We start from the raw sequence: 12,001 nt of genomic DNA, 5'->3' as shown, positions 1-12,001 counted from the left end.
GGGCTTACTCCTCATCCACGCCGAATTCGGCGTCCAGCTTGTTCATGCGCCAGGCGTAGTTGAAGATCAGCACCAGAAAGACCAGGATCGAACCCTGCTGGGCGAACCAAAAGCCCAGATCGGTGCCGCCCACGGAAATACCCGACAGCAGCGGACGCAGCAAAATGCCGAATCCAAAAGACACCAGCGCCCAGATCACGAGGCTGATGTAGATGAGACGCAGATTGGCCTGCCAATAGCCCTTGTCGGCCTCGGCAGTCTGCGCGGAGTTTGTTGATTGATCCGCCATCGCGGGGTCCTCCTTCGCTTCCTCCTGTTGCGACCCTTTGCCCAATCCTCCAGCGCTTGGGGCCGCTTTTCGAAACGCCCAAGGCCGGTTGGCATCAGGCAAAACCTCTCCGGTCCGCCAAGGCGGGTCCGATGAAGTATTCGTTTAGGAATTCAGCCCTTGTTCAGGGCGGGCTGTATTCCCTTAGGTCATCGCGGTGCTGACAACTTTCTCAAGCTGGCTGGCGATGTCGTCGATATTGCCCATGGCGTTCAGACCTTTCAGAACGCCGTGGTCTTGGTAATAGGTGATCAGAGGCGCCGTTTGCGCGTGATAGGCCGCAAGACGCGAGGCGACGGTTTCGGCATTGTCATCCGCGCGACGCTTGAACTCGGAACTACCGCACTTGTCGCATTTCCCGTCGGTGGCAGGGATTTTGAACGTGTCGTGGTACCCCTCGCCACACATAGCGCAGGTGTACCGGCCCGAGATGCGCGTGACCATTTCCGCATCCTCAACCTCAAGGCTGATCGCGGCGTTGATCTTCTGGCTGGTCTCGGACAGCAGCGTATCCAGTGCCTGCGCCTGAACCGTGGTGCGCGGAAAGCCGTCGAGAATGACACCCTTGGCGCAATCCGGTTCGGCCAGACGGTCGCGCAGGATGGCGATGACGATGTCGTCACTGACCAGATCACCGGCTTCCATGACGGCTTTGGCGGCATTGCCTGCCTCTGTCCCCGCAGCGACCGCTGCGCGCAGCAGGTCACCGGTGCTGAGTTGAACCAGACCGAACTTGTCCTCCAGCATCCGGGCCTGCGTTCCCTTCCCGGCACCCGGAGGGCCGAGAAGGATCAGAACTGCGGGTGTGGTGATCGTGGCAGCGTCCATCACATCCTCACTTGTTCGCGCGGTTTTCGATCAGGTCTTCGACCACCGACGGATCAGCCAGCGTCGACGTGTCACCCAGCGAGCCAAAGTCATTCTCGGCGATCTTGCGCAGGATACGGCGCATGATCTTGCCCGAACGGGTCTTCGGCAACCCTGGCGCCCACTGGATCACGTCCGGCGAGGCAATCGGTCCGATCTCGGTCCGCACCCAAGTGCGCAACTCTTTCAGCAGATCATCCGAAGGTTCGCGATCATTCATCAGGGTGACATAGCAATAGATGCCCTGACCCTTGATGTCGTGCGGGTAGCCAACCACTGCGGCCTCTGCCACGGCAGCATGAGCCACAAGCGCGCTTTCAACCTCGGCCGTACCCATCCGGTGACCCGAAACGTTGATCACGTCATCGACGCGGCCGGTGATCCAGTAATCGCCGCCCTCATCGCGGCGGCAGCCGTCGCCGGTGAAGTAATAGCCTTTGTAATCCGAGAAATAGGTCTTCTCGAACCGTTCATGATCGCCCCAGACGGTGCGCATCTGACCGGGCCAGCTATCCTTGATGCAAAGAACACCTTCGACCCCGTTTCCGCTGATCTCGACGCCCGATTGCGGGTCCAAGACCACCGGCTGAACGCCAAAGAAGGGTTTCATGGCCGATCCAGGCTTGGTTGCATGTGCGCCGGGCAGGGGGGTCATCATGTGGCCGCCGGTTTCGGTTTGCCACCAAGTGTCAACGATGGGGCATCTGCCCTTGCCGACAACCTCGTTGTACCAGTTCCACGCCTCGGGGTTGATGGGCTCGCCCACCGTGCCCAGCAGACGCAGATCGCTAAGGTCGTGCTTTTCAACAAACTCGTTGCCTTGTCCCATCAGCGCACGGATCGCGGTTGGGGCGGTGTAGAACTGATTGACCTTGTGCTTGGCGCAAACCTCCCAAAAGCGACCCGCATCCGGGTAGGTGGGAACACCTTCGAACATCAGCGTGGTCGCACCGTTGGCCAGCGGTCCATAGACGATATAGCTGTGGCCGGTGACCCAGCCCACGTCAGCGGTACACCAATAAATATCGCCTTCGTGGTAGTCGAACGTGACCTCATGCGTCAGCGCAGCGTAGACCAGATAACCGCCTGTCGTGTGCACAACACCTTTAGGCTGGCCTGTCGAGCCAGAAGTATAGAGGATGAACAGCGGATCCTCGGCGTTCATTTCGGCGGGCGCGCAATAGTCGTCCGCCTCAAGCGCCATTTCGTTATAGTCGAAATCACGGCCGCTGATCCACGTGGTCTGTCCGTTGGTACGCTTGACCACCAGACATTTCACGGTGTCCTTGCAATGCAGCAGAGCCGCATCCGCGTTGGATTTCAAAGGTGTCTTGCGACCCCCACGCGGTGCTTCGTCCGCAGTGATGACAACCTTCGCGTCGCAGCCATTGATTCGTGCCGCCAGAGCGTCCGGCGAGAAACCTGCGAACACAATCGAATGGATCGCGCCGATCCGTGCGCAGGCCAGCATTGCATAAGCCGCTTCAGGGATCATCGGCAGATAGATCACCACGCGGTCGCCCTTGCGCACGCCCATCGATTCGAGAATATTAGCCATCCGGCAGGTGCGGCGGTGCAATTCGGCGTAAGTGATGTGCTGTGCCGCGTCGTTCGGATCATCCGGTTCCCAGATAATCGCCGTCTGATCACCGCGCGTTTCCAGGTGGCGATCCAGACAATTGGCCGACACGTTCAATGTGCCATCGGCATACCAATTGATTCCGACCGATCCGAAATCATAGCTGACATCTTTGACCTGCGTGTAAGGTTTGATCCAGTCAACACGTTTGCCGTGTTCGCCCCAAAACGAGACGGGATCATTGACGGAGGCCGCGTACATCTCGTTGTATTTTTCAGCGTCGACATGTGCACGCGCAACAGTATCTGCGGATGGCGGATAGACTTTGGCATCTGCCTGGGCAGCGGTTGTCATTCTGAGGCTCCTCCCTCTGGACTAAAATTCACAAGGTCGATTTTGCCTGCTGAACCTGCAATGTCGACCCGCTTCCTCCCGGTACCGAATAATACGGAGAACTGAAAACAAGGAAATAAATTACAGAAATCTATGGATTAGTTTGTAAAGTTCTTTCTGCGTCATCGTTGATTTAGTAAATTTCAAGCCGTCATATCTGGAAAAATACAATTAAAACAAAAGGAAAAATGTAAGGTATTTTGTGGTAACGGGTCTGAGGTCTTTGTCCCGGTTTCTTGCATTTGAAACTCACCTTTTGGTTGTTAGCGCATGACTGTTGTTCCTTGCTTAATTTTTGAACAGGGTCCGGGGGTTGGCACTTCTGGATGTTGGCGCTAGCTTTGTTCCCAAGCGCCCCGACAGGAGGCGCAGCAAAGGGAGAATTCATGATGAAAAAAATGTTGAGCGGCGCCGCCGTCGCCGCCTTGACGGTTGCCTTCGTCTCGGAAGCCGCAGCCACGGAATGGAGTGCCTCGGTCTGGGGTAAGCGCCGCGCCTTTACCGAACATGTTGAAAAGCTGGCTGAGCTTGTCAGCGAAAAGACCGGCGGCGAATTCACGATCAATGTCAGCTATGGCGGTTTGTCTAAACCGCGCGAAAACCTGGACGGAATCGAGATCGGAGCCTTTGAGATGGCCCAGTTCTGCGCGGGGTATCACCGTGACAAGAACCGCGCGATCACGGTTCTGGAACTGCCCTTCCTCGGCGTGAACACGTTGGACGAAGAAGTGGCCGTAAGCCACGCCGTTTATGACCATCCCGCGGTCAAGGATGAGATGGCCCAGTGGAACGCGCGCATTATCATGACCTCGCCGATGCCGCAGTATAACCTTGTTGGTACAGGCGATCCGCGCGCGACCTTGGCGGATTTCGATGGAATGCGGGTCCGTGCCACGGGCGGCCTGGGACAGGCGTTCGAGGCCGTTGGCGGCGTACCGACATCGGTTCCCGCGACCGAAGCGTTCAACGCGATGGAATCGGGCGTTGTTGACACTGTTGCGTTTGCCCAGCACGCGCACCTGTCCTTCGGCACCATTAACGAAGCCGATTGGTGGACCGCCAACCTGAACCCCGGCACGGTGAACTGCCCGGTCGTCGTGAACATCGAAGCGTATGAAGCTTTGCCGGCCGAGCACCGCGAAGCGCTCAACAGTTCGATCGACGAGGCAATCGAACATTACCTTGCCAACTATGGCGGGCTGTTGGAGCAGTGGGACGGCGTTCTGTCCGAAAAGGGCGTTGAAAAGGTCATGATCGACGACGCCGTGATCGAAGAGTTCCGCACCAAGGCCGCCGATCCGATCCGTGAACAGTGGATCGCGGACATGACTGCACAGGGCCTGCCTGCACAGGACTTGTATGATCTGGTCCAAACGACGCTGCAACAGCAGCGCGGTGGTAACTGACCTGAATGTTCCGGGTGCCTGACAGGGCACCCGGATACCAATCATAAACAAGGGGATCACCGGAATGGCAGGACAGGCCACGGTGTTGGAAGATGGCAGTCGCCTCAGCCGGCTGGATCACCATCTGCTGAGGATAGAGCAGTTTCTTGCCCTGATAAGCGGTATTGCCGTTTTTGGCCTGATGGTTCTTGCTGTTGTGTCGGTCAGTGGACGCAACGCATTCAACGCACCTTTACCCGGCTACGTGGACTGGATCGAGCAGGCCATGCCACTGATTGCGTTTCTCGGTGTCTCTTTCGTTCAGCGTGATGGCGGGCATATCCGTATGGACATCGTGATCTCACGCCTGCACGGGCGGGCGCTGTGGCTGTTCGAACTGATCTCGGTCATTTTGATCCTTGTGCTGATGCTGGCCCTTGTCTGGGGAAGCTGGTCCCATTTCGACCGGTCGTTCGATTTCGGCGCGCCATTGTGGAGCCGCGACAGCTCGATCGACATCGGTATCCCGCTTTGGCCTGCAAAACTGTTGGCGCCCGTCGCGTTTTCGGTACTGTGCGTGCGCTTGGTTCTTCAAATCTGGGGATACGGCCGGGCTTTTGTTCTTGGGTTGGAAAGCCCTGTCGCCGTGCCATTGATCCAGGATGCCGCTGCACAAGCCGCAGCCGAAGCCGAACAATTTGAAGGGCAGGACGAGTAGATGGACAGTATTGACATCGGGCTCTGGGTCACCGGTGGCCTGCTTGTATTGGTCGTCACCGGCATGCGCGTGGCCTTTGCTGCTGGACTAGCCGGCTTGGTAGGGCTCGTCTGGATCTTCTGGGCCAAGTTTGGCTACGATCCAGACAGGTTTGGCAAAGCTCTGACGGTTGCAGTCAAGACGGCGGGGCAGGTGCCACATTCCAAGGTAGCAGCCCACACTCTTAGCCTGATCCCGACCTTCATCCTGATCGGTTACCTTGCCTACTATGCGGGCCTGACCCGCGCGTTGTTCGAGGCGGCCAAGCGCTGGGTCGCCTGGGTGCCTGGAGGTTTGGCCGTATCGACCGTATTCGCCACGGCGGGCTTCGCGGCCGTCTCCGGCGCCTCGGTTGCGACATCTGCAGTGTTCGCGCGCATCGCGATCCCCGAGATGCTGAAGGTCGGGTATAACAAGCAATTCGCTGCGGGCGTGGTGGCGGCTGGGGGGACGCTGGCGTCCTTGATCCCGCCTTCCGCGATCCTCGTGATCTATGCAATCATCGTTGAACAGGACGTGGGAAAACTCCTGTTGGCCGGTTTCATTCCGGGCGCGTTCTCGGCCCTGGTCTACGGATTGCTGATCGTGGGAATTGCGGTTGTGTTCAAGACCGTTGGCCCACCGGTCACGGGCTTTACGTGGAAACAGCGTTTTGCCGCGCTGCCGGGTGCCTTTCCGATCGTGGCCGTGATCTTGATCATCATCTGTTTTGTCTACAACCCATTTGGTGAAAAAGCCTGGGGTACCCCGACCGAAGGCGGAGCAATCGGAGCGTTTATCGTGTTCTGCTTCGCTCTTTTCCATGGAATGCGCTGGACCGAGTTGAAGTCCGCACTGCTTGAAACCGCAAAGCTGACGGCGATGATCTTCTCGATCATCTGGGGCGTTCTGATTTATGTCCGTTTTCTGGGTTTTGCTGACCTGCCGGGTGCGTTTTCCGATTGGATCACCGGGTTGGAAATGTCTCCGATGTTGATCCTGATTTGTATCCTGCTCGCCTATGCGGTGCTGGGGATGTTCATGGATGCCATCGGGATGTTGCTGCTGACCCTGCCAGTTGTCTACCCGGCGGTCATGGCTTTGAACGGGGGCGAGACTGTCAGCGCGGCAGATAGTGCTTTTGGCATGTCAGGGCCGATGTGCGCCATCTGGTTTGGAATCCTTGTCGTCAAGATGGCTGAATTCTGCCTGATCACACCCCCGATTGGTTTGAATTGCTTCGTCGTCGCGGGAGTACGTCCAGACCTGAGTGTTCAGGACGTGTTCAAAGGGGTGACCCCTTTCTTTGTAGCAGATGCGGTCACGATCGCATTGCTTGTCGCGTTCCCGGGCATTGTTCTCTATCTTCCGTCGCTCGCCGGATAGTAGCTTGTATTTTGCGAGGCTCTGCCTCGCGCTCCGGGATATTTTTAGCCAGATGAAGAACGGATCCCTTGCTTCATCTGGCCCCAAATATCCCGGGGGAGACGCCCGCAGGGTGGCGGGGGCAGAGCCCCCAATTCAACGTGCCCGCATCAGCATTCCGTATAGATCGCGCGGATCGTCAGGATCAGCCAGCATATCAAGCGGCTCGTAGAAATCCGTCCCGTCAATCGCGGTTTTGATGTAGCGCAGGGCCGAGAAATCTTCGATTGCAAAGCCGACACTGTCGAACAGGGTGATCTGCCGGTCATCACGTCGGCCTGGTGCCTGGCCGGTTATCACTTGCCACATTTCCGTAACCGGGTGATCCGGGCTAAGCGCCTGAATTTCACCTTCAACGCGCGTTTGTTCCGGATATTCGACGAAAATGTCCGACCTTAGCAGGATATCCCGGTGAAGCTCGGTCTTGCCGGGACAGTCTCCGCCGATGGCATTGATATGAACACCGGGTCCGACCATGTTGTCGGTCAGAATCGTTGCGTATTTCTTGTCGGCAGTACAGGTCGTGATGATCTGTGCGCCTTCAATAGCGTCTTCAGGTGTTTTGCACAAAACGACGGTCAGGCCCGACGTTTTGAGGTTTGCCGCGCATTTCTCGGTTGCGTTCGGGTCGGTGTCATACAGGCGCACTGTATTGATGCCGCACATTGCTTTGAAAGCCAGACATTGAAACTCTGATTGCGCTCCGTTTCCGATCATCGCCATTGTTGTCGCCGATTTCGGCGCCAGATAGCTGCCGACAAGCGCTGATGTCCCGGCCGTGCGCAGCGCGGTTAGAAGGGTCATCTCGGTCAGCAATGTCGGGTAACCGGTATACACGTCAGCCAGCAGGCCAAACGCCGTGACCGTTTGCAGCCCTTCCGAGGTATTTTTCGGATGGCCGTTAACGTATTTGAACCCATAGGCTTCACCGTCCGATGTCGGCATAAGCTCGATCACGCCGTGCGGTGAATGCGCAGGAATACGTGGAGTTTTGTCGAAACTTTCCCACCTTTTGAAGTCTGCTTCGATCTGGGCAGCGATCTGCGTGATCATGCGTTCGACACCGATGTGGTGCACCAATCGCATCATGTTGTCGACAGAAACAAATGGCACCAGCGCCTTGTCAGATGGTTGTGTCATCAGAAACTCCGGGTCGGGCGATCAAAGATTCGACGCCCCAGCAATGAGGCAGCCAGATCGACCATCAGCTTTGCGGTTCGACCGCGTTCATCCAAAAAGGGGTTCAATTCGACCAGATCCAGCGAGCAGACAAGCCCGCTTTCGTGTAGAAGCTCCATGACCAGATGTGCCTCGCGTTCGGTTGCGCCGCCAGGAACGGTTGTGCCGACAGCCGGTGCGATGGAGGGGTCGAGAAAGTCCACATCCAGCGAAACATGCAGCATACCATTGGCGGCTCGCACCTTGTCCAGAAATGCCATCAAGGGGGCCTTGATCCCGTGTTCGTCGATGCTGCGCATATCAGCCAGCATTGCGTTGTCCTGTTCAAGCCGTTGACGCTCTGCCGGGTCCACAGACCGCAGACCGATCATGCCGACCCGGTCAGTTGGGATCGGGACCGTTACAGTCGGAAAGTCATCAAACCCCTGTTGCCCTGTGAAATAGGCGACAGGTGTGCCGTGAAGATTGCCGCTGTCGGTGCTGCCGGGAGTGTGGAAGTCGCTATGCGCATCCAGCCAGAGCACGAACATTGGGCGGCCAATCCCTTTGGCATATTCGCTCATGCCTTTGACCGTGCCCATCGACAAAGCGTGGTCACCGCCCATAAAGATCGGCAGTCCCTTGGCGGCGGCGTCACGGGCAGCGCGGCTTAGGGCGCGTGTCCAGCCCACGCATTCAGGCAGGGCAAAAAGGTGATCATGTGGTGGGGCGTCAGTGTCATCCGGGCGGATGTCACCGACGTCGTGAACCACATGCCCCAAGGTGGACAGAGCGTGTTCCAATCCCGCCACCCGATAGGCGTCAGGACCCATTCGACAACCCTGTCGGCGTTTCCCCGCGTCCATCGCAGCGCCGACCAATATTACGTTTCCTGTATCCATATGAATATCTAGTCACTCGTAGCGGGTTGCGAACAGGCTTCAAATTGTTCAAAAAGGTAGATAACATAACAAAATGGAAAGCAGCTATGGACGATTTGGATAGTCGCTTGCTGAGTGCTCTGCACCGTGACGCGCGCGCGTCATTGTCCGAGCTTGCCGAAACTCTGGGTGTAACGCGCGCAACAGTGCGCAGCCGCCTGCAGCGCCTTAAGCAGTCAGGAGAAATTGTTGGGTTTACTGTGCTGACCCGCCGGGACGTGGCGCAAAGCCCGGTTCGCGGCTTGATGATGCTTGAAATCGAAGGCCGCGGCACAGAGCGGACAATGTCGCGGATCGCAGCGTTGCCGCAAGTGCGTGCTGTGCATTCGACCAATGGAAGCTGGGACTTGATCGCTGAAATCGGCACCGAAACTTTGGCCGAGTTGGATGAGATCCTCTTTCAAATCCGCCGGATGGAAGGGATCACCCGCTCAGAAACCAATCTATTGCTGTCCACCCGCAAAGGGCGCGTCTGACGGCCGTAGTGCTTTGACGTTCAAAGAAATTGTGCAACAGTTTCCGGGCGTAGCGATACGCCCGAGTGACCATGACCGGGCCTGAGAGCAGGGGAACAATATGACGACGCAGGACACAGGCGAAGAACTGTGGGCGGTTCGCTGGGCCGAACGTGCGACGGGATTTCTTGAGCGACCTCTGGTCCGTATCGCAATTCCGGTTTTGGTTACATTGATCGCATTGGTCGTTTTGCATGAATTGTCGTCGCATGTGAAATGGTCTGACGTTCAGACAGACGTGGCGAACACGTCTTGGAAACTCATGTTCTTTGCCGTCTGCTGGACGGCGTTCAGTTTTGTTTCCCTGTCCCTGTACGACGTTTTCGCGGTTCAAAGCGTGGCAGATGGTGAGGTTCCGTTGCCCGTTGCGGGGATGGCAGGGGCGTGTGGATATGCCGTGTCGAACTGTCTGGGCTTTTCCTACATCACGGGAACAGCGATCCGGTATCGCATTTATGCCTCACTGGGATTGGACCTTGGGCGGGTCGCGGGTGTCATCGCGACGTCCTGGATTGCGTTCTGGTCGGGTATGGTCCTGTTGCTAGGCTGTCTGTTGACCCTTCATCCCGATGGGATTTCCAAAATTCTACCGATCAACGAAACCGTCGAAACCGTCATTGGCATCTGTCTTCTGATCGGCCTTGCGACGCTGTTGATCTGGCTGGCAAAGGGCGGGCGCAGGCTGGCCTACGGGGGGCTGGGGTTCAATCTGCCGGGTGGAAAATTGGCCGGATTGCTGACCCTCGCGGCCATTGGTGACTTGTTCGGTGCGTCCATGACGCTCTATGTCCTGATGCCCGATGATCTGGGAATTGGCTTCCCGTTCTTCTTTGCCGTATACATCGGCGCCATCGCGGTAGGCATCCTAAGCCACGCACCGGGTGGGATTGGTGCGTTTGAGGCCACGCTGATCGCGGGGTTGGGGGCCTCGGGCCGCTCGGACGTTATTGCAGCGTTGTTGTTGTACCGGTTGGTTTACACGTTCCTGCCGTTCGCTATTGCCAGTCTGTCAATCGCTGTCGCTTCGGCGTTGACGCATCGCCGCAGAATTGGCGGAGCCGCCACCTGGGTTTACAGAGTCCTGCGTCCGATCGTGCCGATGGTTGCTGCGGGTGTGTCAGCCATTGCCGGGGTGATCCTGCTGGTCTCTGGCGCGCTGCCGACCAGTAGCCAAAACCTAGGGGTTCTGCGGGATTTCCTGCCCTTGTCCTTTGTCGAGGCGTCTCACCTTGCGGGCAGTGCGGTCGGTGTCTTGCTGATCCTTGTCTCGCGCGGATTGTTCCGAAAACTCTATCGGGCGTGGGTTGTGGCCATGCTGCTGATGGTTGTTGGGTTCGTGGCGTCCCTGACCAAAGGGCTGAATACGCATGAGGCGATCAGCATGCTGGGCACAATCGCCTTGCTTGCCATGTTCCGGGGTGCGTTCTACCGTGTGAGTGGTGCGTCGATTTTCAGACTGAATATCCCGTGGCTTGTCAGTGTGATTGCTCTGCTGGCCGTCATATTCTGGATTGGGTTGTTCGCCTATTCTCATGTGGAATATCAGAATTCCCTTTGGTGGGAATTCGCGTGGAACGGCGACGCGTCGCGTTTCCTGCGCTCAAGCCTGATTGTGGCGGTCATTTTGGGCGTAGTAGCCGTGAACTCTTTGTTTGGAAGGGACATTCCGCCACCGGTTCGCACGGAAATCCCTGCGGCGGTCGAACGTCTGGTAATGGAAAGCGAAGATACCGAGGCGCAAATCTCTCTGACCGGCGACAAGCAGTTCCTAATCTCGCCCGAGGAAGACGCTTTTCTGGCCTACGCCGATACCGGTAACGCCCTGATCACCAAGGGAGAGCCTGTTGGTGATGAAACGGCCGGTCAGCAACTGATCTGGCAACTTCGCGAAATGGCAGACCGTGAAGGCAAGCTCTGCGCGTTTTACAGCGTTTCGACCAAATACCTGCCGACCTTTCTTGATCTGGGCCTGTCGATCCTGAAAATCGGTGAGGTCGCGCGCGTGCCGCTGAGTGACTTTTCCTTGGACGGAAAGTCGCGCAAACGCTTCCGTCAGGCCAAGAACCGGGCCGAGCGGGAGGGGTATGTGTTTGAAATCATCCCGAAAGAGCAACTGGCGCCGGTTCTGCCCGAGTTGCGAAAGATTTCCGATGATTGGCTCGCCCAAAAAGCGGGCGAAGAAAAAGGGTTCGCCCTTGGTGGGTTTGACAACGAATACCTCTCGTATTTCGACCATGCGGTTCTGCGCAACGGGGATACGGGCGAAATCGTTGCGTTTGCCAATCTGTTTCAGGGGGGGCACAAGTCTGAACTGTCACTGGACCTTATGCGGTATGAGCCCGACAGCCCCAGCTTTGTCATGGACGCTCTGTTTGCAGAGATGATGTCGTGGGGGGCAGAGCAGGGGTTCCAATGGTTCTCGCTGGGAGCGGCCCCATTTTCAGGGATCGAAAACCGCCAGCTTGCCTCGATCTGGAACCGCATTGGTGGGTTCGTGTACGAGCACGGTGAGCAGTTCTATCACTTTGAGGGGCTGCGGTCCTTCAAGCAGAAGTTCGACCCGGAGTGGAGCCCGAACTATCTGGCCAGCCCCGGTGGTCTGGCAGCCCCCCGCATATTGTATGAGGTGAACATCCTTATTTCAGGCGGGTTGAAGGGCCTGACGAAATAGCGA

10 protein-coding genes are annotated in these 12,001 nt (G+C 57.4%); 5 read left to right on the top strand and 5 right to left on the bottom strand.

Features of this window, described 5'->3' with window-relative positions:
• Nucleotides 1-4 precede the first annotated feature (4 nt).
• From ACR0MS_RS03010 to acs, 3 genes are all read right to left on the bottom strand, one after another.
• The gene (locus ACR0MS_RS03010; protein ID WP_170383899.1) at nucleotides 5-289 is read right to left on the bottom strand and encodes a DUF4212 domain-containing protein; all 285 of its coding nucleotides are present in this window, start codon (nucleotides 287-289) and stop codon (nucleotides 5-7) included.
• Between the two features lie 183 nt (nucleotides 290-472).
• A complete protein-coding gene (locus ACR0MS_RS03005) occupies nucleotides 473-1,156 on the bottom strand; it encodes an adenylate kinase (protein ID WP_480569407.1) in 684 nt (227 codons plus the stop codon).
• Between the two features lie 7 nt (nucleotides 1,157-1,163).
• The gene (gene acs, locus ACR0MS_RS03000; RefSeq protein WP_480569410.1) at nucleotides 1,164-3,128 is read right to left on the bottom strand and encodes an acetate--CoA ligase; all 1,965 of its coding nucleotides are present in this window, start codon (nucleotides 3,126-3,128) and stop codon (nucleotides 1,164-1,166) included.
• Between the two features lie 428 nt (nucleotides 3,129-3,556).
• Here acs and dctP point away from each other — a divergent pair, with 428 nt between their 5' ends.
• The 3 genes from dctP to ACR0MS_RS02985 all read left to right on the top strand — a co-directional run bounded on the left by dctP (nucleotide 3,557) and on the right by ACR0MS_RS02985 (nucleotide 6,674).
• Nucleotides 3,557-4,573: a TRAP transporter substrate-binding protein DctP gene (gene dctP / locus ACR0MS_RS02995; RefSeq protein WP_480569781.1), complete on the top strand. Its 1,017-nt coding sequence runs from the start codon at nucleotides 3,557-3,559 to the stop codon at nucleotides 4,571-4,573.
• Between the two features lie 64 nt (nucleotides 4,574-4,637).
• Nucleotides 4,638-5,270 carry a TRAP transporter small permease subunit gene (locus tag ACR0MS_RS02990; protein WP_480569413.1) on the top strand — a complete coding sequence of 211 codons (633 nt, stop codon included), beginning with the start codon at nucleotides 4,638-4,640 and terminating at the stop codon, nucleotides 5,268-5,270.
• Nucleotides 5,271-6,674, top strand: a complete 1,404-nt coding sequence (locus ACR0MS_RS02985) for a TRAP transporter large permease (protein ID WP_480569416.1) — start codon at nucleotides 5,271-5,273, stop codon at nucleotides 6,672-6,674.
• A gap of 135 nt (nucleotides 6,675-6,809) precedes the next feature.
• Here ACR0MS_RS02985 and ACR0MS_RS02980 read toward each other — a convergent pair whose 3' ends face one another.
• The gene (locus ACR0MS_RS02980) at nucleotides 6,810-7,853 is read right to left on the bottom strand and encodes an ornithine cyclodeaminase (protein WP_480569419.1); all 1,044 of its coding nucleotides are present in this window, start codon (nucleotides 7,851-7,853) and stop codon (nucleotides 6,810-6,812) included.
• Nucleotides 7,853-8,773, bottom strand: a complete 921-nt coding sequence (gene rocF / locus ACR0MS_RS02975; RefSeq protein WP_480569422.1) for an arginase — start codon at nucleotides 8,771-8,773, stop codon at nucleotides 7,853-7,855. Before rocF ends, ACR0MS_RS02980 begins: the two co-directional genes overlap by 1 nt.
• Nucleotides 8,774-8,859: 86 nt before the next feature.
• On the opposite strand from rocF, the gene ACR0MS_RS02970 reads away from it, so the two are divergent.
• A complete protein-coding gene (locus ACR0MS_RS02970; RefSeq protein ID WP_170482371.1) occupies nucleotides 8,860-9,288 on the top strand; it encodes an Lrp/AsnC family transcriptional regulator in 429 nt (142 codons plus the stop codon).
• Between the two features lie 100 nt (nucleotides 9,289-9,388).
• Complete coding sequence (mprF, locus tag ACR0MS_RS02965) at nucleotides 9,389-11,998, top strand: bifunctional lysylphosphatidylglycerol flippase/synthetase MprF (RefSeq protein WP_480569425.1); 2,610 nt, start codon at nucleotides 9,389-9,391, stop codon at nucleotides 11,996-11,998.
• Nucleotides 11,999-12,001 lie beyond the last annotated feature (3 nt).

Source organism: Ruegeria sp. CJ2 (assembly GCF_056536745.1).
Note: the sequence above shows the minus strand (reverse complement) of the source record. Positions and strands in the feature narration are given on the sequence as shown.